Source organism: Brevibacillus ruminantium, assembly GCF_023746555.1.
GTDB classification, from domain to species: Bacteria; Bacillota; Bacilli; order Brevibacillales; family Brevibacillaceae; genus Brevibacillus; species Brevibacillus ruminantium.
The window spans coordinates 149,813-175,270 of sequence record NZ_CP098755.1; the positions used below are offsets into that span (position 1 = coordinate 149,813).

Annotated in this window: 10 protein-coding genes; 6 read left to right on the plus strand and 4 right to left on the minus strand. The window is 49.5% G+C overall.

All coding sequences use genetic code 11. The features are described from left to right. Positions 1 to 103 precede the first annotated feature (103 nt). Both NDK47_RS00845 and nadA read left to right on the plus strand, forming a co-directional pair. Positions 104 to 967, plus strand: coding sequence for an HAD family hydrolase (locus NDK47_RS00845; RefSeq protein WP_251873021.1), 864 nt, complete (start codon positions 104 to 106; stop codon positions 965 to 967). 96 nt (positions 968 to 1,063) lie between these two features. Continuing rightward, positions 1,064 to 2,008, plus strand: a complete 945-nt coding sequence (nadA, locus tag NDK47_RS00850) for a quinolinate synthase NadA (protein ID WP_251873022.1) — start codon at positions 1,064 to 1,066, stop codon at positions 2,006 to 2,008. 398 nt (positions 2,009 to 2,406) lie between these two features. On the opposite strand, the gene NDK47_RS00860 is transcribed toward nadA, so the two are convergent. The 3 genes from NDK47_RS00860 to NDK47_RS00870 all read right to left on the minus strand — a co-directional run bounded on the left by NDK47_RS00860 (position 2,407) and on the right by NDK47_RS00870 (position 4,533). Next, entirely contained in the window at positions 2,407 to 3,723 is a 1,317-nt protein-coding gene (locus tag NDK47_RS00860) for an FtsW/RodA/SpoVE family cell cycle protein (RefSeq protein WP_251873023.1), read from the minus strand. Next, positions 3,720 to 4,055, minus strand: a complete 336-nt coding sequence (locus NDK47_RS00865) for a PadR family transcriptional regulator (RefSeq protein ID WP_251873024.1) — start codon at positions 4,053 to 4,055, stop codon at positions 3,720 to 3,722. Before NDK47_RS00865 ends, NDK47_RS00860 begins: the two co-directional genes overlap by 4 nt. Before the next feature lie 319 nt (positions 4,056 to 4,374). After that, complete coding sequence (locus NDK47_RS00870) at positions 4,375 to 4,533, minus strand: hypothetical protein (protein WP_251873025.1); 159 nt, start codon at positions 4,531 to 4,533, stop codon at positions 4,375 to 4,377. Between the two features lie 419 nt (positions 4,534 to 4,952). Between NDK47_RS00870 and NDK47_RS00875 the strand changes: the two genes are divergently transcribed. Next, positions 4,953 to 7,139 carry an acyltransferase family protein gene (locus NDK47_RS00875; protein ID WP_251873026.1) on the plus strand — a complete coding sequence of 729 codons (2,187 nt, stop codon included), beginning with the start codon at positions 4,953 to 4,955 and terminating at the stop codon, positions 7,137 to 7,139. Between the two features lie 148 nt (positions 7,140 to 7,287). Here the strand turns inward: NDK47_RS00875 and NDK47_RS00880 are convergent, their stop codons facing one another. After that, entirely contained in the window at positions 7,288 to 7,779 is a 492-nt protein-coding gene (locus tag NDK47_RS00880) for a PCYCGC motif-containing (lipo)protein (RefSeq protein ID WP_251873027.1), read from the minus strand. A gap of 172 nt (positions 7,780 to 7,951) precedes the next feature. Here NDK47_RS00880 and NDK47_RS00885 point away from each other — a divergent pair, with 172 nt between their 5' ends. The 3 genes from NDK47_RS00885 (at position 7,952) to NDK47_RS00895 (ending at position 25,455) form a co-directional block, all read left to right on the plus strand. After that, complete coding sequence (locus NDK47_RS00885) at positions 7,952 to 9,067, plus strand: metal ABC transporter solute-binding protein, Zn/Mn family (protein ID WP_251873028.1); 1,116 nt, start codon at positions 7,952 to 7,954, stop codon at positions 9,065 to 9,067. Positions 9,068 to 9,312: 245 nt separating this feature from the next. Further along, entirely contained in the window at positions 9,313 to 16,851 is a 7,539-nt protein-coding gene (locus tag NDK47_RS00890) for a SpvB/TcaC N-terminal domain-containing protein (protein WP_251873029.1), read from the plus strand. A 45-nt stretch (positions 16,852 to 16,896) separates the two neighbouring features. Beyond that, complete coding sequence (locus NDK47_RS00895; RefSeq protein WP_251873030.1) at positions 16,897 to 25,455, plus strand: Tc toxin subunit A-related protein; 8,559 nt, start codon at positions 16,897 to 16,899, stop codon at positions 25,453 to 25,455. Positions 25,456 to 25,458: the final 3 nt, after the last annotated feature.

The following is a 25,458-nucleotide window of genomic DNA, read 5'->3' on the forward strand; positions in this document are numbered from 1 at the left end:
ACGGTGAAATGGGGTACATTGTAAATGGAAGTGCCCATATACATGAAATAGAGTGCAGGAGCGATGGCCTGCACTTTTCTTTTAAGCGAAGGAGGAGATAACCTTGTTTTCCCAACTGCGCCTTGCAGCGTTTGATATGGATGGGACTTTGCTGAACGGAGAGTCGCAGATGACTGATGCGACCTGGGAAGCCTGCCGGTTGCTTCAGGCCAGCGGCTGCAAGCTGGTACTGTCAACGGGACGTACCTATAAATCAGCACAGCAACCCATCAATGGCTTTTCCTTTGATGGCTATGTATGCAGCAATGGTGCAACTGTCCTGGATGCGGACGGGAATCTGGTACAGTCCTCCAGCCTGCAACCGGAAATGATTCAACAGGCTGTGCATACACTAAGAAAACAGCCGTTTTATTATGAGTTTCACGATACGGAAAGCACTCGCTGGATGGTTCAGGAGGACAGGGAACGCATAGAGTTATTAATCCGTGATGATATTTCGGTGGAAGGCATTTCGCTGCGACGATTCGCTTTTTACAAATGGACACGAGTGGTTCCCCTGGCGGAGATGATGCAGCGAATAGCGTCGGGTGAGTCGAAGATTGTCAAAATGTTTGTCTGGCACCCGGTTCCCGAAGAGCTGGTGCCGGTTCGGGATGAGCTGGAGCGCTGGGGTGATGTGTCTGACATCACGTCATCAGGCAAACATAATCTGGAGGTGATCCCGAAAGGCGTGTCCAAATGGGAAGGACTCACCTATTTTTGCCGCAAGTGGGGTCTTGGCCCCGAGCAGGTGATGATGTTCGGCGATGCGGAGAATGACCGTGAAGCGCTCTCCCATGCAGGCTATCCTGTCGTTATGGAAAACGCAGTCCCGACGATCAAAGAGCTTGCCCGTTTTATTGCGCCGCATCATGACCGGGATGGCGTGGCGGAGTTTATTCGCAAACAGATTCTCGCAGGTGGGTAAAAGAAGCAGCTTCTCCAGCGACAATCCATTGACAAGCAAGTGGGATGGGCTTACAATGGCCCTAAATTATGACATCGATGTAGGGGGATCTATCAGATGGAAGCCTTGGCGTTAGAAAAAAAGGCCCAACGAAACGCTGAGTTGCGCGAACGGCTGATGCAACTGAAAAAGGAGCGTAATGCCATTATTCTGGCTCACTTTTACCAACGGCCAGAAATTCAGGAAGTGGCTGACTATATTGGCGATTCATTCGGTTTGGCACAAAAAGCCAAAGAAACCGATGCGGATGTGATTTTGTTCTGCGGCGTTCACTTTATGGGAGAAAGTGCAAAAATTCTCAATCCCCAAAAGAAGGTCATCATCCCGGATGAGCGTGCCGGCTGTCCGATGGCTGACATGGTGAACGTAGAAGGACTACGCAAGCTGAAGGCGCAGCATCCGAATGCGAAAGTGGTCGCATACATCAATACTTCGGCAGATGTGAAAGCGGAAACATACATTTGCTGCACATCTTCCAACGCAAAACGCGTGATCGAGTCCATCGACAGCGATGAGATCATCTGGGTACCGGACAAAAACCTGGGTCACTACGTATCCCAGTTTACCGATAAAAAGATGATTATCTGGGAAGGGTATTGCAACACGCATGACCAGTTGTCGGTGCAGGATATCATGACCCTGAAAGCGCAATATCCCAATGCCGAGGTAGTGGTTCACCCTGAATGCCGTCCAGAAGTGGTGGCTCTCGCTGATTTCGTCGGTTCCACGACAGGGATTCTCAAATACTGCCGGGAATCTGCCCACAAAGAGTTCATCATCGGAACAGAAGACGGTACGCGGTACATGCTGGAGAAAGACAGCCCGGACAAAACGTTTATTTTTGCCTCCAAGTACCTGGTGTGCCCGAATATGAAGGTAAACAACCTGAAAAAATGCGTGGAAGCACTGGAAAACATGAAGCCGGAAATCTACGTGCCGGAGGATGTGGCCGACAAGGCACGGGCGTCCCTGGAGCGTATGCTGGCGGTTGCCCCCGCGTAAGAAAGGCCAAAACCAAAACTGGATCACCGATCGAAAAACCTGTACGACGCCTGACCGGCTGATGTACAGGTTTTTTTGAATGGCAGGTATCTGGATGCATCTGCATATAAGCGGTGAAGAGACGTGGGCGCCGTCTGGGATCACATTTGTATCAGAGGGGCCGTGGGAAGGGGCAGTTGCTTGACGCCAATCTACGCGGGAACCAGTGCTGAAGATGACGCTTGGCCGTGATGGGCGCGGGAAGCCCGCAGAGGATGATGATAAGCTCATCCGTCTGGTTCCGAAAAAGTGACAAGAGAGTAGCTGGCTTGAACGTGATCCACCTGCTGCTATATCCACAAGCAAACGAACAAAAATCCTGCACGCTGTACGGTCGGTACAGTGGCAGGATTTGTTTTTTAGGAATGGGTTTGATGTGAAACCGAAGACTGCAAATTGATACGGCGGTAGATTCCCAGGACGAGACCCAGCAACGCCATGTTACAAAGAAAGTTAGCGCCGCCATAACTGATCAAGGGGACGGATGCATCGAACATCGGAATCCACCCCATGGTCATCAGGATTGCGTAAAAATACGGGGTAAAAAAGAGAACGATCGATCCGCGAATTAACAACGCACCATAGCTGTCCCTCGTTTGATTGGCTGCACGGAAAAGTCGCACCAGCAGCACAATTCCAATCATCAAGACACCGATCCCAGTGGCAAGGCCAAAACAGTGAACCAGATAGACAAAGGCAAAATCAGATTCCAAGGCGGGGAGGCTATCGAGGGAAGCACCAAAGCCGTTTCCCCACCAACCCGCAGAGCGGAGCGCTTCGATCGATTGAAGGAGCGCGTACCCATATCCCTTTGGGTCAGCATCTGGATGCAAAAAGATGAGCAGGCGATCCAGCTCGCTTCGTTTGATGATAAGAGCAATTGCGAGAATCGCAGCGCCAAAGAGACTGCTGATGGTCATCATGGCCCGCTTTTTTCCAATCGGCGAGTAAAAAAGCAGAACGAAAAAACCAACAGAGTAAAGAAGCGCTGCAAAAGAGTCAGGTGCGCTGGCAAACAAGAAGATGGGGACGATGTAGAGTCCGAGCACGACGAGAGGTGTCTTCTTTTTATGCCAGTTCCAGTCAGTAAATATTCCAGCCAATGAGATGATGAGAAAAATGGGGCTGAGCCTGATAAAGTTAAGACGCAAGGAGGTAAAGGGAAGTTCTAGCATCGGGAGGCCATTTACTGCTGTACCCGCTTGAAATACATACATCATCGTCAGGATGGTCCCTATGTACAAAAACAGGGAGTAGGGCTTGATTTTGTTATAGTTTGCAAAGAGCAAGGCAATCAGGACGATCACCCCGAGTCCAGCGACGGGAAGATGTCTCCCCATAGGAGATTGAGTAAGTTCCTGGGCGCGACTTTCTAGCAAAGAAAATAGGACAAGGATACCTACGCCAATCAATATGCCCACCAGACCAAGCACACTCCACTCAATCCGGGGCTTGTGAGCCTGATGGAGCTGTTTTCCGACGGTAATGGGATCACCCATCTCGTGCAACACTTGGTCGACCGCTTCCGTTTCACTGTACCCGCTTTTTATCATTTCTTCCACTTTATCAGCGATATGGCCCTCCAGCTCCAGCTTCACGTCGGCATGCACGTCTTTGCAGCGGATTTGGGAACAGACTTTCCCTAAGTACGCACGAATTTTGTCATTCGGTGTCATGCCCGTCCCTCCCCCAACACTTGATCCACAGCATTTCGGAAAGTAAGCCACTCCTGTTTCTTTTCCTGTAAGCGAAGCTTCCCTTCGCCCGTGATCCGGTAGTATTTTCGCTTGCGTTCTCCTTCACCTTGACTCCAAAACGCTTCCACCAATCTCTCAGACTCAAGTGTGTGAAGAATCGGGTAAAGCGTACCTTCCTTCAAGGTCAGAATACCGCTTGAGTTTTTCTCCATTTCCTTGATCATCTCGTAGCCGTACATCGGTTTTTCCTGAAGCAGTGTCAGGATGAGAATGACGGTACTTCCTTTCAGGAGCTCTTTATTGATGGTCATGTTTTTCTCCTCTCATATCGAATTACGATGCATCGAATATCTATGTATTATATCTTATCGAAGAAATACCTTGGCGTAAAGGAAAAAAGAAGGGAGATTCAGGAAACGTTTTAACCCCACGGTTCGTCAAACAGTTGTAGAGATTTTAGGGATTTTGACGAACGCAAGTCAGATTTCCTTATGGCTGAAGATGAAGGCCCTTACAAAAAAAAGCAGCCTCAAGCGGCTGCTTGCTGAAAAGTGATTTGACTGGCTGGCATGACCGTGATTTTCCTCTCAGGCGTGCCAACCGTGCTCAAATGATGATTGTGATGCCGAATCATCTGTTCAGCCGGCAAAACACTGTCCCCGTGGTGTGTCCAACCCCGACCAGGGTGACGTAGAAGTCTGTTGTCAAGGCTTCTTCCCTCTTGAACGTCTCCCATAGTGGTCCAATCTGCACATCAATAAGAAGCGGTGCTGTTTGCTGTTCGTTCATCAGGCAATCTCCCCTTATCGTCACAAATGTATGGATAAACCTTCCTTTTTCTCGTTATAACAAACCATTTTTCGTTTTAGATACTTCACAATCATGATGAAGTGCAGCATATCTTTTGGAAAGGAAAGCAACTCGCTTTTCACCAGCAGCATTCGTGGAAAAAAGTGCCTTTTTGTTTTTTTACATTTTGTAAATACATTTGCTCTCGTCCTTTTTATAATGAGAACGTACATAAAAGGATGCCTGAATCGGAAGCGAAGCTAAGGGGCGGGAATGGAGGTATGGATTCGGTAAAAAAGCGTTGCTTCGCGTCTGTTCACTATACAAGATTACCTGAGGGGAAGGCAGAAAGACCATGAAAAACCAGCAGCAAGAGGCGTCTGCAGCAAGAGTGGAAACTGATAGAGGAGGTGTACGGCATGCCTAAGCCGATCAAAGGAAACGGCCGCTATATGGCTGGCCTGGATGGGCTTAGGGCATTGGCCGTGCTGGCCGTTATCGCTTACCACCTTCATTTTGACTGGATACCCGGAGGATTGCTGGGTGTCGGTGTATTTTTTGTGTTGTCGGGTTATCTGATCACCGATCTGCTTATTGCCGAGTGGAAACGGAATGGTCGGATCAACCTGGGGGATTTTTGGTGGAGACGTGCACGCAGATTGCTTCCTGCAATGTTCGTGCTGATGGCAGTCGTGGTGGGATGGCTGGCTGTCTTTGATCCCTCCCGGCTGGCTGCGATGAAAGCAGAGATGCTTTCCGCATTGTTTTACGTGAATAACTGGTGGCTCATTTTTCATGAGGTTTCGTATTTCGAGAGTTTTGGGCCGCCTTCCCCTTTGGGTCACTTTTGGTCGCTTGCTGTCGAGGAACAGTTTTACCTGCTCTGGCCATTGGTCCTGTTGGCAGGGCTCCTCTTCATCCGGCAGCGGGGCAAGTTGTTCGGACTGACGCTGGCGGGAGCGGCTGTCTCAGCTCTGGCCATGGCGTTTTTGTACGAACCCGGCGCCGATCCAAGTCGTGTCTATTATGGAACGGACACCAGAGCCTTCGGGCTTTTGATCGGAGCTGCCCTGGGAATGGTGTGGCCCAGTGCAAAGCTGTCTGTGCATGTATCGACAAAAGTGCGGTGGATGCTCAATCTGGTGGGAGGAGCGGGGCTGCTCATCCTGCTGTACATGTTTTGGAAAATAAATGAGTTTGACGACTTTTTGTATCAGGGCGGTTTTGTGGTGTTATCGTTGATCACAGCTGCCGTCGTAGCCGTCATTGCCCACCCTGCTGCCATGCTGGGCAAAATCATGGGAGCAAAGCCTTTGCGCTGGATCGGGGTTCGCTCCTACGGCATCTATCTCTGGCACTATCCCATCATCGTCCTGACCAGTCCGGATGTGAATACAAACGGGGTCAATCTTTCACTATCCCTTATGCAGTTTGCCGCGTGTCTGGTCCTGGCGGATTTGTCGTGGCGGTTCATTGAGGAGCCGATTCGTCATGGCGGGTTGGGGCGACTGTGGCAGCGGATGAAAGAGAGCAAGTGGAAAAAAGGCAGAGTAGCCTGGGTGACCTCTACCGCCGTTTTGCTTTTGGTCAGCCTTTCTTTCGTCGGGGTCACGCAGTTCTATCCCATCGCGACGGCTACCACAATCAATGTAAAGGGACAGGATGAAAAAAGCACTGCTCACTCGTCGGTCCCGGGGCAGGGACAAAAAGCACCGGATAGACCCAGACCCGCGTCGGCAGGCGGTCAATCGTCGTCGAATGAAGATCAGATAAGCAAGGACCCGGCCGATCGTACAGGAACACAAGCAGGCAGTACGCAAGCGGAGAAAACGGGGGCCGCCAAGCCATCGAGCGAAAAAGAAAAAAGCGATCAGACAGCGGCGAAGCCGGGCAGCAGCCCCAGTCAGCCCAAAAGCCCGACGGAAAATGCCAATCATTCGGGTGCCCCCAAGGGGACGGTCTCCCCGTCTGAGACAGCAGGTAAAAATCCGGCTGATTCAGCTAATTCCGGTAAAGAAAAAGGACAAAAACCAAATACGGATACAGGCAACGAGACCGAACCCTCTTCCCAAGAGAAGGTCACCGAAAAGAAAGACAAACCGGATGGCCATCCCAGCATGACTGTCAGAGGAAGCGGACAGGGAATCGTCGTTATCGGTGATTCCGTCATACTCGATGCGAAACCCTATCTCGAAGAAATGCTGCCGGGGATCATCATCGATGGGAAGATCGGCAGACAGCTGTCCCAAGCTCTGGATGTCGTTAATCACCTCAGGGAACAAGGGAAATTGGGCCATACCGTGATTCTGGAGCTGGGCTCGAACGGGTCGTTTACGAAAAAGCAGATGGATTCCCTCTTGGCTGCACTGGGCGAGGACCGGCAGATTATCCTGATCAATACACGCGTGCCGAGGCCATGGGAGAGTGTGGTAAACGCCGCGCTGCAAGAGCGAGCAGACAGCTCTGCCCGGATCTCGCTGGTGAATTGGTACGAAGCAAGCACAGGCAAGGACCAGTATTTTGTCAAAGACGGCGTGCACCTTACAATTGAAGGGGCAAAGGCTTATGCGGAGATGCTGGTAAAAGGTATTTTAGCGGGACGATAAAGTGAAAACCGAATAGGAATCCATAAAGCATGCATACGGTGACACAGCCGCAAGTGCGATGCCGGATGGCAACAAGCCCCCTTCCAGATAAAGAAGGGGGCTTGTTATGGTAAGGAGCTGGTTGCCGATCGGCAAATGTCTGATGCCATTATGACGGCATCGGTGTGGGCGTAGGCTTGCCATAGCCCTGGTTGTAGGTTTCGTCGATAAAGGTGCGAATCTCTTTGTCCGTTTTGCCGTCGTATTTCATCTTCGAAGAGATAACGGCAATCTCCATACAGACGCCGCAGCGCGTGCCGTGATCATCCCAGACGATCGAGCCGTCTTCTTTCTCTTCTTTGATAAAACAGTTTCCGTTGTGCTCGTGACCAGCGCTTTCCCCGCAGCCGCAATAACAGGGAATGACTTTGAGTAGCTCGCGATTGGCCGCGGCAATTTTATACGAGGCAACAATTTGCGGGTCCTGGTTGTCTAGAAAACTGGGCAGTTGATCGACAGAAGCGGTCAACTCTTGCAAATCTCCGTTTGCTGCATGCTGCTGATTTCCGTTGTGATCTCCCTGGGCTTTTTCGGAAGAGGCACAACCGGAGACAAGGGCAACAGCAAGCAGACCGATTACAAGCAATGATTTCCTTTTCATCCTGGACTAACCTCCTTAATAGCTATCATATCACAATGAAAAAGATGAGGATGTGAAGAAAAAAGAGCAAATCGGAATAAATCCTATTTACAAGATGGGCGACTGCCCGTATAATGAAAATCGGTTAAAAGATAAATCGGAATGATTATGAATTGGAAGAGGAGTGGAAAAGATGAAGAAAACGATGCTGGCTCTGCTAGGCGTCATTACAGCAGCTGCCATGGCCGGATGCGGTGCTGGAACAACTGCCAATACGACCCCGCAAACGTCATCAGATACGACGTCGAAAATAAAGGTATTTACGACCCTGTATCCGCTGGAGTACGCTGCCAAACGGATTGCCGGAGATCATGCGGAGGTCGTCAATCTCGTGCCTCCTGGAGTAGAACCGCATGACTTCGAACCGACAGCAAAGGATATGGTTGCTTTGTCCGGGTCCGATCTGTTCGTATACAACGGAAGCGGCTTCGAAGCGTGGATCGATAAAGCTGTCGAAAACCTGGATAAAAACAAAACGATCGCAGTGAATGCGACGGAAGGACTGTCCCTGCTGGAAGCTTCGGGGCATGATGATCATGACCATGATCATGACCACAGCCATGAGGGCGAGGCGGCCGAGAAAGGGCATGACGAGCACAAAGAAGGTTCTGAGGCAGCCGGACATGATGAGCATAAAGAAGGTTCCGAAGCAGCCGGACACGCCGACCACAAAGAAGAAGCAAAGGCGTCTGAAGAACACGGCCATGACCATGATCACGATCACGGAGATACAGACCCTCACGTTTGGCTTGATCCGACCATGCTGAAAGCACAGGCAGAGAAAATCAAGGCTGCACTGGCGGAAAAAGATAAAGCCAATGCGGAGGCGTATGAGAAAAACTACCAACAGCTGGCTGCTGATCTGGACCAGTTGGACAAAGACTTCAAGGATATGGTCAGGCAATCGTCCAAGAAGGAATTCCTGGTGTCGCACAGTGCCTTTGCCTACCTGGCCCACCGCTATGGACTTGAGCAAGTGGCAATCTCCGGCATCAATCCGGCCAGTGAACCGTCTCCAGCCGATATGAAGAGACTGGTCGAATATGTGAAGGAACACGAGATTTCCCACGTCTTGTTCGAGACGCTGGCATCTCCGAAAGTGGCGGATGTTATCGCCAAAGAGGCGAAGCTGCAAACCGGAACGCTCAATCCTTTGGAGGGCTTGACGGAAGATGAAGCGAAGGCAGGGAAAGATTACCTTTCGATTATGAAAGAGAATTTGGAAATGCTGCGCACGGTGCTGAAATAAGAAAAGGTAACGGAGTTGTCCCCTGGAGATTTCTACTCAAAGGGATAACTCCGTTTTCATTTTTTAAGGAAGGGCCAAATGAGCTGCCAAGGAAGGGAATTTTAACGGTCTTATAGCGAATATAGAGGGCTTGTCGATAACCTTACGTACGAGCATTCGACAATTTTCTTTAAAATATTTGACTTGCAAACTGTCATGAAATACAATTTAAGGTAGATTACAAATATTTTTATAAGGTGAAATAAATGGTAAATAAAAATCAATCTGGTAGAAACTCTTCGGAAGGAAGTCTGAAGATATCGGTACCGGATTTATCTCTGCCGGCAGGTGGAGGAGCCATTCGCGGGATTAGCGAAACTTTTCAGCCCCACCCCTTTACGGGAAGCGCAACATTTTCCATTCCCATTTATACGACCCCTTCCCGCGGTTTTCAACCGGAATTGAGCTTGACCTACAGCTCAGGCTTGGGAAATGGTCCCTTCGGTATCGGTTTTTCCCTCCCTTTATCCAGCATCTCCAGACGAACAGAAAATGGTGTCCCACAGTATCGAAGTACAGACAGCTTCGTTTTCGACAATGATGAGATATTGGTACCACAGCGTACCACTGAAGTAGAGCAGGACAATGAAACCTGGACGGTTACCGACTATCGGCCGAGAGTAGAAGGAGCGTTCAACAAGATTCAGCACTGGAGCAATACCGTCAACTCCTACTGGAAGGTGACCACCAAGGATAACCTTACCTCTGTTTATGGTCAAAGTGACCAAGCACGAATTTTCGACCCCGATTCCCCTTCAAAAATCTTCCGATGGCTGATTGAAGAAAGCTTTGATGCAAAGGGTAATAAAATAAAGTACCACTACAAGCAAGAAAACTCCGAGAATGTCCCACCTCAGATTTATGAACAGCATCGAACCTTCACCGCAAATAAATACCTGGAATCCATTCGTTACGGCAACTATTTCAATCAACAAAACCAAGAACAATGGGCGTTTCAATTGATCTTTAACTATGGAGAATACGATATTTCTGAAGAAAAGCTGAAAACACCGCATTGTCATCCTCACAAGGCTCAAAGATCATGGGATTGCCGTCCTGACCCCTTTTCAATCTACCGCAGTGGATTTGAGATACGAACCTATCGTTTGTGCCGATCCATTCTTTTGTTTCACTATTTGGAGAAGGAGCTCGGCCCGGAACCATGTTTGGTTCGATCCACCGAAATGACGTATCGTTTCTCTTCTGAACTTTCCCTGATTACCGACGTTGAAGTGAAGGGTTATCGTCGACAGAGCGATGGCAGCTATCAAATCAAAGCTATGCCACCCGTTCATGTTGACTACACCTCATTCCAACCGGCGAATCAATGCTTCTCCCCATTGAGAGTGGAGGGAGATCGTGAGCAGATAGCGCTGTTAGCTGCTCCGAATACTCAGTTGGTTGATTTATATGGGGAAGGACTTCCCGGTTTTCTTTACAGCGATTCTTCCCAAACACTCTATTGGAAACCGCTGGGGGCAGGGGGATATCAGGCTCCGGAGACACCCGCCTATTTTCCCAACCATCGCGATCTCAGGGGTGCGGATTTGGCGCTGACCAGTTTGGAGGGGAATGGAAAACTGGATTTGGTGATTTCTGAACCTGTCTGGGGCGGGTTTTTCGCAGGGGAATCAGGGGGAGGCTGGCAGCCGTATCGCGCTTTCACGTCGTATCCGCTGGACCTTGCCAATCCCAGTCGCCAGTTCGTTGATATGGAAGGAGATGGACTTGCTGATCTGGTCGTGCTTGCCCAGGATTCCTTGCGATATTATCCATCGCTAAAAAAAGCAGGCTATGGAGGTCCGGTTAGTCGCCGTTTGCCGCAAGAGAGGATGGGCAGCTTTCCTGTCACAGATGAAGGCGATGAGCAAGAGCTGGTAACGTTTGCTGATTTGCTTGGAGATGGCTTATCGCATCGCATCAGGATTCGGAGTGGCCTTGTGGAATATTGGCCGAATCTGGGTCACGGTTCTTTTTCCAAGCGAGTGATCATGGGGAATGCACCTGTTTTTGAGGGAGGATTGGATCGAAACAGGCTTTTTTTGGCTGACCTCTCAGGAACAGGCCCTGCTGATTTGATTTATGTCCATTCAGACAGAATCGAGATTTATCTCAACCAAAGCGGGAATCGCTTCAGTGATCCGTTTTCCATTCATTTGCCCGAGCCCTTTACGGCTATGGACAAAATCTTGTTTGCCGATATCTTGGGGAATGGAACTGCTTGTCTGGTATTGATAAAAGGGGATTGCTCCGCCAGAGGCTATTATTACGATTTCAGCGGAGGGACAAAGCCGTATTTGCTTCATGCGATTGAGAATAACTTCGGGGCGAGTACGTCGATTCGCTATGCCAGTTCTGTTTCCTTTTATTTACAGGATCGACTGGAACGTCCGTGGTTGACCCGGTTGCCGTTTCCTGTTCAGGTGGTTGAAAAAGTGGAGAATACGGATCATTTGACGGGGAACAGATTGGTCACACGGTATCGGTATCATGACGGTTTTTACGATCATCAAGAGCGGGAATTTAACGGCTTTGGCTATGTTGAGCAGTGGGATGGCGAATCATTCGATAGCGATGTACAGAGGGAGGTAGCCCAGAATGTCGGGGGAGGGACAGGGGCTGACCTTTTGACAGGAGCGTTGTATGTCCCGCCTACATACACCAAGCAGTGGTATCATACAGGCGCTTATTTTGAAGAGGGTGCCTTTTCAAGGCAGTATGAGCATCAATACTACCAGCGGGATTCGCTTGCGTACCACATGCCGGACAGCTCTCTGGACACCGCCATTCAACAGACGGAAACCGAGACGATTCGACAAGCATACGGTGCCTTGAAGGGACAGTTGCTGCGTGAAGAGGTGTACGCGCAGGATCATGTGGCAGGTCTCTCGGATCATCCCTACCTGGTTACGGAAACCAACTATCAGGTAAACCTGCTGCAACCAAAAGGTACGCAAAGACACGCTGTCTTTTTCGTACATCCGCTAGAAACGATTGAGTACCAGTACGAGCGCGATCCCACAGATCCCCGGGTACAGCATCAATTTTTCCTCGACGTCGATGATTTTGGCAACGTCTGTACCTCTTGCGAAATCTATTACCCGCGACGAGTTTCCGGTGGTGGTGAGAAGGAGCTGTTTCCCAAACAACTCTACAGTGAGGAAAAAAGGCTGTTTCCTGAACAACAGGTGCTGAAAGCGAAGCTGCACGTTGGGAGCTATATCAATGAGCAGGCTGAGTTTTGGCTGATCGGTGTTCCGTATGAATCCAAATCCTATGAGCTAAACGGTCTGCAAGTAGAAGAATTGTATTTTCACTCCTCGCTTATCAAAAGGCAGGTAGACGAAGCGCTAGCTCAATCGATCCGCTATGATCAGTCTTTCTCTCCCAACCGCAAGGAAGCGCGACTGCTTTCCTGGGAACAGCACTATTTTTGGAATCTGACGCAAACGACTCCCTTGCCGCTTGGACAAATCAGCGAAAGATCACTTTATCATCGGGTGGAGCATGCGGTTTTTCCGAAAGAACTGGCGAATCGTGTATTCCAGGAGCGGATCACGGATGACATCCTGGAGCAGGACGGCGGCTACCAGTTGCGTGAGGGATACTGGTGGAACAAGGGGTTGATTCAGCATTACTTTACGGAAAATGATCGACAGTTTTTCCTCCCGCGTGAGGTGTCAAGCGATGGTCAACACATGGCCGATTCTTTACAGACAAGGACCGTTATGGAGTATGATGCCTATGCGCTGACGCCGATTCGGATCAAGCAATATTTGAGTGAAACCAGTTGGAACGAGACGGCTTCCTTGATTGATTATTACACCATTCAGCCTTGGCAACTGACAGACAGCAACGACAATATTACGCAGGTGCTGTTTGATCCGCTGGGGATGGTCATCGGCACGACTGCTTATGGAATCACCGAGGGGAAACGGCAAGGTGATGAGGATATAGGCAGTTATCAAGTGCAGGACTCTGCCAGCTTTGCAGATGTACTGGACTTTCCCCACAAGTATTTGCAGAAGCTAAGCTCCTTTTTCTACTACGACTTATTTGCTTGGATGACCGATCGACAACCGGCCCGCTCGGCAGGACTGGAGCGCCACACTTATGAGAGCGAGCTGCCTGAAGGCGAACAAACCGCTGTGAAAATACACAGTACCTTTACGGACGGATTTGGACGAATCCTTGAGAGCAAGGTGAAGACCGACCCCGGCGTTGTCTTCCTGCGGGATGCAGAGGGAGTGCTGCGCTCTCAAGAAAACGGTCGCGCTATCGAAGGAATGGCGGAGGAAAGATGGATTGTTTCCGGGAAAACGATCTATAACAACAAGGGAAATCCCGTCCTGCAATACGAGTCGTTTTTCTCTCCTTTGCGAGATTATGAGGACCAGCGAAAAATGGCTGGCGTCTTGCCTGCACCAACGATCCATCACTATGATCCGTTATCCCGCTTGATCCGTGTCGATACTCCGAAGGGTTTCTTCTCCAAGGTAGTGTTCACCGCGTGGGAGGAGTTTCATTACGATGTCAATGATACGGTTCTGGATAGTGTCTACTACCAAAGCTTTATGCAGGACTATCCCGATCAGCCAACCCAACAACCAAAAGACGAGAAGGATGCGTTAGAGAAGGCTGCGCTTTTTTACGACACACCGGAGACTCACGTACTGAATAGCACAGGAGACACCTTCCTGAGATTGACAAATAATCTGGGCCAGGTGCCACCGGACTTTTTTGCCCGGCTTGTTCAGGGGATGAATGTTACTTCCCATCAGGTTTGGAGCGAATTGCTGGAAAAAGGCTATCTGATGCGGAAAGAAAGATTCCCTGAGGCGGGATGGGTCAGCCGAAAGTTCCAGCCCTATGAAAAGGATTTTCTCTTGGAGCTCGACGAGAAATTTATGCCTTATGCTGAGGAAATCGTAGATATGCTGAGAGAAAATGAACTGCGGACCTATCAGAAGCTGGATATCACAGGCAACACGCTGCTCTCTATTGATCCGCGCCTCTATACTTCCAATCAAAAGCATGGGACAGCGTACAGCAATTTCCGCTATGTATGGGATATGGTACATCAGCCACTCTCCATCCAAAGTGCGGATGCGGGGGATCGCCTCGTCTTGAACAATATGTTTGGCAATCCGATTCACGCCTGGGATCAGCGGGGATTTCATGAAACCAGCAAGTTCGATCAGCTTCAGCGTCCTGTGAGTATCCATGTTTCGGGCGATGATGGCAGGGGACTCGTTCTGAACCAGATGGTGGAACGGATGGTATACGGGGAAGAGGAGCCAGATGCAAAGGATAAAAATTTGCGTGGACAGCTTTATCGCCTTTACGACCAGGCGGGGATAATCACGCAATCGCTTTACGATATAAACGGACAACTGCTTGTTTCGGACAGGGTCTTGCTGCAGGAATATCGCAAGGAAGCAAATTGGGATGAGCCGGAGTCTGTCAGGGTTGAAAAGGAACGCTTTACGACACGCTTTTCTTACGACGCCCTGAAGCGCATCCAGTCGAAAACGACACCCGACCACAGCGTGTACCAGCCGGAGTACAACCAGGCAGGTCTGCTCGATAAGGTGAATGTACAGTTTGCTGACGGCACGGTCCATTCCTTCGTCAAAGAGATTCGCTATAATGCAGGCAGCTTACCGCTGTCCATTGTCTATGAGAATCAGGTCCATGCACGTTTCACTTATGAACCCAGCACGCACCATTTGCTTGGTATCCACACGACGAGACCGGCGACAGATTTACAGGGCATCGGACGAGATCCACATCTCCAGCAAATTTTCTATACCTACGACCCGCATGGAAACATTACCCGCGCACGTGATACTTCCTATGAAACAACCTTCTTTAATCAGCAGGTTGTTGAGCCGCTCAGCGATTACACCTATAACCCGATTTATCAACTCACACAAGCCAGAGGCAGACAACAACCAGCGAATTCCGTTCACCCGAATGACCGCGAAAAACTGGAAATCTACAGAGAAAGCTACACCTATGATGATGCAGGCAATCTTACCTCTGTCAGACATCATGCGCCATCCTCGTCTTGGTCACGGGAGATACGGATTGCTCCCGATTCCAATCGGGCAGTGAATATTCGGCGGAAAAACGGCGTGAGCGAGAATCTGCCCGTTTTTTATGATGAAAACGGCAATATGCTGACGCTGGAGCATCTTTCCCGAGTGGTCTGGAATTATCGGAACAATATCGCTCAGGTCGACCTGATCGACAGAAGGGACGAGCCATCCGACCGTTGCTTTTACGTGTACGACAGTAAGGGGCAACGGGTGAGAAAGATCATGGAGCAAAAAATCAGCGATACGATAACGGAGATCAGCGAAAAAATCTATCTCGGCACGTTGGAAATCAAACGGGTGCGGAGGGTTACTGCTGAAAAGGAGACGCTGATTTTGGAACGGCAAACGCTTTTGGTCAGAGAAGAGAATATTTGCGCCGTCATGATCAATCGCTGGCTTACGGATCGCGATCACAGAGAGACGGACCAGCTGGGCCGACGTCAAATCCGCTATCAATTGACCGATCGTCAGGGTTCCTCCAGTGTGGAAACGGATGGCGAGGCCAATGTCATCAGCTATGAAGAGTATCTTCCCTTTGGGGGGACGGCACTAATCGCCGGGCGAAATGAACGGGAAATCGTACTGCGAGAGTATCGCTATTGCCAAAAAGAGCGGGACGAAAAGACAGGCCTTTACTATTACGGCGCTCGTTATTATCCACCATGGCTGGGACGTTGGTTAAACCCTGACCCCGCCTGGACGGTAGATGGATTAAATCTGTACGCCTTCGTCGGCAACAATCCGACCACCTTCGTCGATCCAGATGGAAAAGCGAAAAACAATAGGAACAAAGGTAATTCAGGGAAGATTACGAAGAGAAATGCAGCACTTGAGCTCGGGAAGGCAAAAAAAATATCAAAAACGTTTTTGAAGGGGAAAGTTGAGCAAAAAAAAGCAATCATTAGCGAGTTGCGTGGTGGAAGAAGCTTGCGAATGACCAAGATGCGTCAAGAGGCGGTTCGCGAGCTATTGGAGAGAAATGAAAATCGAGCCCAGGTGGCAATGGATCAATTTGCAGCACCGCCAGGGAAGGGTACACCTCTTCCCGATCAGGTACGAAATGCTGCCTCTGTGCAAGGCAGTTCCTTTACAGGCAAGCATACCTACGTGGAGCAGCAAATGATCGTATCCAAAAAAAGTATCACGAGTGACAAGCGGGATTCAACCGGTGCCGCGATGGCGGCAGCCATGAAAGGTTATTCGGGTTCTGAGCTTTCTGCCTCTCAATACTCCGGACGGGATGATAAAGATCGAAGAGGATTGGGAGAAGCCTGGTGCCATCTGATCGCTCATTTTCTAGGCGGAGCAGAAGCAGCCTCGAATATGGTTGCGGGAAGTCACGGCTCCAATCTGGTGCAAAAGGGGATTGAAGATGCTGTTGCCAATTATGTGAAAGCGAACGACACAGCTCTCCTGATCCGTGTCGGGGCAGATGTTCGCCAATTGAGTGATGGAAATTTGACTCATATTGCCGACCAGTTTCACTATCAAATTTTCGATTCTGGCGGGAAAAATCAGATTTTCCATACCAAGTTCAGCGCTGCTATTTTGCGTGCAGAAGGGCTTCAAAGAGATATGGAGGACAGAACTTTAGCGGAATTGAATCGATTTTTTGGCACCTCAACTAAAAAAAGGGCCGCCTGAATGCTCGGTTATCGTAGCTTCACTTTTCAGATAGGGGGATACATGATGGGAAGCCAGAGGGATCGAATCCAGCATCTGGACCAGTTCTATCAACAAAACGAGGAATTTCAGCTGTTACATTTTGATTTCTACGATCCACAAAAGACGGCTAGCTTGAATTGGGCAGGCTTGGATCAGGAGGGCATCCAGACAGAGTTAAAAGCATATCAACGGGTGATGCGCGTATATCCTGATCAGCAAGTCGCCAAAGAGTTATTGGAGCAAGGATTGGATTCTGCCCATAAAATAGCGGCAATCCCTGAGCATCGGTTCGTTCGCGAGTATGCCCAGTTCTTTCAAGGAGACGAAACAAAAGCAAAAGAAGCTCATCAACGAGCTGTTCATATCAAAACAGCAATTCGCCAGGTATATGGTGTGGTCAAGGATATGATCGCCTCTCCACATTACCGTGCAGCTAATTTTTCCACGGACAATCCGGAACTGGACAGCTACTACCAAAATATCCCCAGCTATCAAGACCTGTTTGGCAGCCTGGACTATCTGGAATGTGAGGAATGTCTGTCCATTTTCAGCCCTGCCGCTTATTTTCTCGATCTGATGCGCATCACAGACGAATACATCACGGACCCGAACTTGAATCCGGTACGGAATATTCCTGACGGGTATACGTTACGAGAACGGCGTCCAGACCTGTTTGACCTGAAATTAACATGCGCAAATACATTTTCGGAAATCCCTTATGTACAGGTGGTCAATCGCGTTCTGCAAAAAAAAATCGAGGAGAGAAAAGAAAAAGAGGATGCGTACCAAGTTCTGGCGACAGCCAAATATCCATTCTCGCTTCCCTATGAAAGACCACCGTCGCAAATACGAGTGTATTTGCAAAAGCTGGGCACATCTGTAAGCGAGCTCTATCAAACGCTCCAGGTGGAGAGCGGCGCAGCGGAACAAGTATTGCCGCTGGATACCGCCAGAGAAGCACTCGGATTGACCATGATTCAGTTCGAAAGAGTAACCCGTCCCGACAAAAGCGAGACAGGGCTGACGGAAGCTTACGGTTATGAGCTTCCGATTTCGCGGTACCTGCCCCAAAAAATGGAGGGAAAGGTTCGTCACAATGCGAATGAAGAGATTCTTCTCGGAAACGGTACCCGGTTTACCAAAGACGTCGCCATCGGGGATCGCATCCAGGTTGGGAATGAAGTACGCATGGTGGCAGAGCTTCTCTCCGACACACAACTGAAGGTAGATCGCCCGTGGAAGACCGTACAGGTGGACAATGAGTGCACGAAAGTAACGAAGGACGGGCTTGATGTGGTGGATGTGTTTCTCAAACGCACGGGTTTGACGCGAGAGGAACTGGATCAGTTGATTCACCAGAATCTCAGCCCTCAGGAATGGAAGGACGGAGTCGGCAAAACCTTGTATATCAACGCGACTGAGGAAGAGCTTCCACCGCTTCGCATCCATGCAGATGATCATCCCATACAGAGAATCAGCGGGCTATCGTTGGATCGCCTGGATCGGCTGAATCGCTTTATTCGGTTGGCAAAAAAGCTGGGGTGGAGCTATGCCGATCTAAACTGGGCGATGGCAGCTCTGCAGGCAAAAGAAATTACGCCGCTGTTTATCCAGCAGGTTGCCGCGCTGCAACAGTTGCATAAAACGACTGAGCTTTCACTGGAGGCACTCACAGCCTGCTTATATCCGATGAAGACAATCGGCAGGGGGAACGATCAACAGCCTCAAGACTTTTTTGACCGGGTTTTCAACAACCCCATCCTGCTCCATGGGGAGAATCCATACAAAAATGATCACGTTCCCTTTCATCCATTTCGGGTCCCTGCAGCAAAATGGAAAATAGAGGACGAAAGTGAAGGCAACGGAATCATTCGGAATCGTTTGCGTGCAGCTCTCACCATAAGCAATCAAGATTTGACGACTGTCGCGGTCTTTGTCCATTCGTTGGCAGGAGAAGGGGAAGCCGATACTCTTTCCCTTACGCTGGACAATCTCTCCTGGCTGTACCGCATCACGATGATGAGCAGACAGCTAGATTTGACCATTGATGAATATCTCAACCTGCTGGGACTGCTCTTCTATCCAGAGCGTGACTATCGTACACCAGGCAAGGATGCCCTGCAGCCAACACTGGACGTCTTGACACAAACGCTCGATGCAGCGGCTTGGGCACAGGCAGGTTCCTATGATCTGTACCAATTGAAATATCTATCAACCGGAAAAACGAGCCCAGCTTTTCAACAGGGATATGAAGAAAAGAGCATCGCCCCTTTTATCAGCAACTTGGCGATGGCGGCAAAAGGCTCGCATCTGCAACCGAACCAACTGAAGGCAGGAAGTCTGACCACGGAGCAGGCGGACCAGCTCTATCAGCTACTCATTTCCCATGAAATCATCAGTGAACATGGGATTTTTCGGAAATATGAGTTTGTCTATGAGAATGCTGCCACTTTGGTTCCGCTTGAGCTTCACAACAGTGTATGGTTTGCGGGATACACCGAGCGTTCCTTTGTCACGATGAATCAATCGATCAATCTGGAAGAGTCTGGGGACGTGTATACAGCACTGTTGGAGCAGGAGCAGGCTATCCTCGTCCGGCTGGAGTCGGGAATCACGGTGTTGAGTTCGCATTTCACGGAGAAGACAGACCTCTCCTTCCTGCTTTCTCTGTTTGCCGGGGATGAAAATAAGGTGGATCTGGTTCGGTCCCATCTGTTACAGACCAGACAGATCATTGGCAGATTGCTTGAATTGTGGCAGAAAACCATGGAGCTTCAGAAAAGCTATCTGGTCAAAGGTATGGTCGATTTCTTGCAGGGGACGATTCCGCTGACAGAGGCTTTGCTGCCGTTTGCCTCCACCGCTAGTGGCTTGCGTGAGTATCTGGTTTCATTCCTCACGCCATCAGCCGCTGACCAGGAGCCTTCTCCACAGGTTATTTCTTTCATCGATGTCCTGGCGCGCCTGCAACAGCTTGCGGAACTGCTGGAGCTAAATCCTGTCCAGGCAGGATTTATCACCACACATGACAATGCGAAACACTTTGGAATCAAAGATCTGGTCTATCCCTCCTTCGCTGAGATGAAGCTCCTGTCTGCCTATAAAAAGCTGGTCAAAGCCTTCGCAGATGATGAAGACAGGCTGCTGTCCTATTTTAGCGAAAAGGATCGGGAAAAAAAGTTGGCTATTCTCGCGGAGGCTACGGGTTGGCAAGAGACGCAGATCGGCAAAGTGATTGACTATTTCTGGTCCAATCGTCCAACTGCTGAGAAACCGGAAGCTACCGTTGCGGGGCTTGTACGAATGAAGAGCGTATTTGATCAGGCCAGTCTGCTCGGTGCAAGCGTCGATGTCGTCCTTAAGTATGGAAGTCTGAGCCACCTGGGGCTGACAGATGAGGGTGGAAAAATCAATCAGCAGAACTGGGAGCAGTATGACAAGCTGGCCCAGGCGAGCATCGACCTGTTGCAAGCGAAATATGGCGAAGAACGATTTGCGGTTCTGAACCGGGAAGCTGTCGATCAGATTCACACCTTATCCCGAGACAGCCTGCTAAGCTACGCACTGTGGATCATTCACAAGCAGGATGAGCGGATTGCGACCCCTGCGGATTTGTTTAAATATTTGCTGATTGATGTAGAGATGGGAAGCTGCGCAACTACTTCGCTGATCGCCCAAGGGATTGCCTCCGTCCAGCTTTATATGCAGCGCGCTCGCATGATGCTCGAAGAAGGAATCGTCGAGACAAAGGTTCCGACCATTTGGTGGACATGGGTTTCCAACTACAGATTGTGGGAAGCGAATCGGAAAATTTTTCTCTATCCCGAGAATTACATTGATCCGACCCTCCGCAAAACGGCAACACCCGATTTCCAAAAACTGTCAGATGACATCCTGCAAAATAATATCACCCATGAAAATGTAGAAAAGCCGTTTCAGGATTACATCAGCAAGCTGCTGGTGCTGGGCAGTCTGGAGCATGTAGCCAGCTATCATTGCAGGCGTATCGACCCCCGCAATGGAGAAGAGAAAGATACGGTGTTTTTCTTTGGACGGACGAATACCCAGCCGTATACCTACTACTTCCGCTTTCTTGATAACGGAAAGTCATGGGGTCCTTGGGAAGAGATTAAGCTGAGCATTCCGGCACAGCATCTATCTCCCGTCTATGCCTTCGGACGTTTGTTTATCTTCTGGACAGAATTTGATATCGGAAAGAGCAATGCGATCAAAAATCAGGAATCGAGCACCCAAACGGTAAATAAAGCAAGCCTGAAATACTCCTTTCTGAATCATGGCGAGTGGGTTCCTCCGCAAACATTGCTGGACGAGGTTGTCATCAACGCCTATCCCGCCAACTACGACGCGCTGACCACGGAAGAGATGAAGAACCTGCTGAATGAAAACAATCACTTTTGGCAGGAGCCGTATGCTTTGACGACGGGTACGGGAATAGTGGGGGCAGGTAAAATCTCCTTCTCTGAAGGGGCGCAGATTGTTCGGGGGGAATTGACGCAGTTTGATCGTGAAATACGCCCCGGCGACCGAATCAGAAGCATGGGAGAAGAGCGAGTAGTAGCAGAGGTCAAGAATGCGACTACCCTGGTTGTTCGGGAGCCTTGGTCTACCGGCGTAGAACATGCGCTCTACAAAATCATTCCCGCCACCAACAGCAACCGCTTTGCTCCTTTTATCGGACAAGGAACCGTTGAGATTACCGCCGGATTGAGGCTGGTGAGCGGTAAGAATACCCGATTTACGGAGCAGTTTGTGTACGGGGACAAAATTGTCGTCGGTGACGAGTCGCGAGTCATTATCTACATCAAAAATGATACAGAAATGCTGGTAGATTCCGATTGGCTGGCAGATCATCATGAATCTTTCACGATTGTTCCAAGAAGGAGCGGAAACGAGCAATTGCTCGTGATCTATGGAGGAGCGCTTGCGAGCAATGTGGAGCGTCCCGTTGTCAAACCGCCCACAGTGGAAAATAAGGATCGAGATTCTTTTATCGATCAACGAAATGCTGTCAATCACAATATGTATAATTCGCTTCGCCTTGCCAAAAAAGCCAGTCCAAGCGTGGAGAATATCCCTGGAATTGTCGCGGTCGGGCCTTCCGTCATGCTCGATGGCAACCTGATCAAAAGCAAAAAGCGGCTGCACCTGCCCGACTACCGGTACAGCGCTGGAAGCAATCCCCAGCCTTATCAATTCTCTTTGAGAAGAAATCAGGAATTGCTGCGCGTCGAATACGGGAAAAACCTGCTGGAGAGCAATTACTGGGGAAACAACATTCCCGGAACACATAATGCCTTTCGCAATGAGCCGGCCTTAGCAGGAGTCAATCTGCTTTACTACGTATCCGAAGAAAAATCTGCACTGAGGAACGTCACGAATCAGCCCGGATGGATGATTTTCAGCAGCGGAGATGAATCCTTCCTCGTTCGTCCAGAGGGGATGGAAATCAATAAGCTGTCCGATCTGATTTACCTGCAACCATCGCCGATGCCACCGGATATGCTTTCTAATCAGATTCTCTCGACAGATGCTTATGTAACAAAACCGCTCGCCATCGAAAAGCTGAAGTTTACCTTTACCCGGTTGACGACCAACACCATTTCGATGCTTAGCCAAAAACTGTTTGCTGGCGGCCTCGATAATTTACTGACGATAGAGTCTCAGATGCTGCAAGAGCTGCCTTTTAGTCGGTTCTATCCGCCGCCAGGAAGCACACCGCCTGCTTCCGTCATCCCTCCTGCACAGACGACCATGGACTTCGACGGAGCTTATGGGCTTTACTTCTGGGAAATCTTCTTCCACGCTCCATTCTTGATTGCTGCCAGGTTAAGTGAAAACAATCGATTTGAGGATGCCAAGCGATGGATGCAATACATTTTTAACCCGACACAGGCACCATCCCAATGGGAAAATGCTGCATCCAACGAGCGTTTTTGGAGGTTTCTGCCTTTCCGCGCGGTAAAAAATGAATCAATACGAGAGATATTGACGAGCAAGGAGCAGATTGCCCGCTATAATTACGATCCATTTGACCCGGATACGATTGCCTCTCAACGGCAGGTGGCTTATGCCAAAACCATTGTGATGCGCTACATCGACAATTTGATTAGCTGGGGCGATTATCTGTTTGCACAGGATACGAGTGAGTCGGTTAATCAGGCGACCCAACTCTATCTTCTGGCAGCAGATTTGCTGGGTGAACGTCCGCAGTCCAAAGGAAAGCGGCCCACACCGGAGCCAAAAAACTTCCTGGAAATCCAAAAAGAGTATCAGGGAAAAGAAATCCCGCAGTTTTTAATTGATCTGGAAAACAGCAGTCAATCAGGCTGGACAGCATCAGGTTATTACCGCGATGTTCCCTTCAACGATATACCATCCTACTTCTGTGTTCCTGAAAATGCTGATTTCATCAAATATTGGGATCGTGTAGAGGATCGGCTTTACAAGATACGTCACTGCATGAACCTGGATGGTCTCGTCCGTTCCCTCTCGCTTTTTGCACCGCCCATTGATCCGCGCGTACTGATCAGGGCGATTGCGGCTGGCGGCTTTGGTATGGCTCTGTCCTCTCAAGTGGCGCCAACCTTGTTCTCGTACCGCTTTGAATATCTGCTGGAGAAGGCCAAAGCGCTAACCGGTCAGCTATCTGCATTGGGCTCATCTCTATTGAGTGCGTTGGAGAAAAAGGATGCAGAACTGTTAAATCTGCTGAGAGTTCAGCAGGAAAAAACGCTGTTAAAAATGACGACGGCAATCAAAGAAGCCGAAGTAGCAGAAACCAGATCTACTCACAAAGTACTGACGGAGAATTTGAACAGCGCAACCTACCGCTATCAACATTATGCCAATTTGGTAAAGGTGGGCATCTCCGCACGCGAACAAAGCAGCTTGGATGCAGCGCTGGCTGCTGCCGTATTCAATGTGTTGGGGGTCGGAACCAAGACAGCTGCTTCAATCGCCTATGCAGTACCTCAAGTGGGTTCTCCCTTTGCCATGACCTATGGCGGGGTGCAGATTGGAAATATGCTCAATGCTGCCTCCGGTGTATTGGAAATGGGGGCGACGATCTCTACTGCCATATCCCAGCAGACATTGACGATGGCTGGCTATGATCGCCGTCTGGAGGATTGGACGCTACAGGAAAAGCTGGCCTCCTACGAAATCAATCAGCTAAAAGAACAGATAAAAGCCAATGAATTCAGACAAAAAATTGCCGAGCAATCGCTGACCATCCATCTGGAAAGCATCAAACAAAATGAAGCAACCGAGCTTTTCTACAAGGATAAATTCACCAATAAAGAGTTGTACCAGTGGCTGGCCAACCGATTATCGTCCGTCTATTTCCAGACGTATACACTCGCCTACGACCTGGCTTTGGCCGCGCAACGTTCCTATCAATTTGAATTCGATACGAATCGCAGCTTTATCAACTTTGGCTATTGGGATGATCGCTACAAGGGGCTTGGTGCCGCTGACGGGTTGCTGCTGGCATTGCATCAGATGGAAAATGCCTCGATCGAAGCGAATCGTCGACCGCTGGAAATCGAGAAAACCATCTCACTCTCCCAGCTCAATCCGAAAGCCCTGCTGGATTTGAAGGAAAAAGGGGAGTGCCATTTTGAGTGGAGTGAGCGGCTCTTCGATTTTGACTTCCCTGGTCATTACGCTCGCAAGATCAAAAGTGTCAGTGTCTCCATTCCTGCTGTGGTCGGACCGTATCAGAATATCAAAGCCACACTTACGCAATTAAGCAACCATCTTGTGCTGAAATCTGACCAAAGCGGAGTGGATGCGATCAACTTTCTGCTGGGAGGAAAAAAAGTACAGGAGCCTGGAGCTGATGTACTCCGCTCGAACTGGTGGTCCAATCAACAAGTGGTTTTGTCCCGCGGAGTGAATGACAATGGGCTATTTGAAATGAGCTCGAATGACAGCCGCTACCTGCCGTTTGAAGGAACCGGTGCAGTCTCGACCTGGAAGCTGAGCATGCCAAAAGCAACAAACCGGCTCAATTTTGACACGATCACAGATGTGATCTTTACCCTGCGCTATACCGCATATAACGGGGGAGAGCTGTTTGCCGAAAAAGTACGAACCCTGCCCGCCATGCAGCCAGTTAGCGGTGTTGGTTATTTCAATTTGAGACAGATGTATGCGGAGAACTGGTTTGCATTTTTGCAGAACCACAGCTCTGCAGCGGTACAATCGCTTATCTTTGAAATTCCCAACTTTGTGCCGCCGCATATCGATGGTGCCAAGTGTACGGGTTTCTATATCAAGCTGGATACCGTGGGAAGTCAGCCGGGAAGCTATCTGACGCTTCAGCTAACCAACAGCCTGTCCATCGATGTTCAGCTTGGCGAGAACAATGACTTTGCGTACAGCTTTAAAGCAAATGGCAAAGAACAGCCTGCCATCAGCAAAATACTCGGGGAAAGGAGGGGAGTGCATTTTCAATTGGCAGCAACACCGGAAGAATTGAAAGAAGGGCATTTTCTTGACCCGACCAAGCTCCAGAATATCCAGTTGATTTTGTATTATGACGGATCACTTTCTACCTAAAAC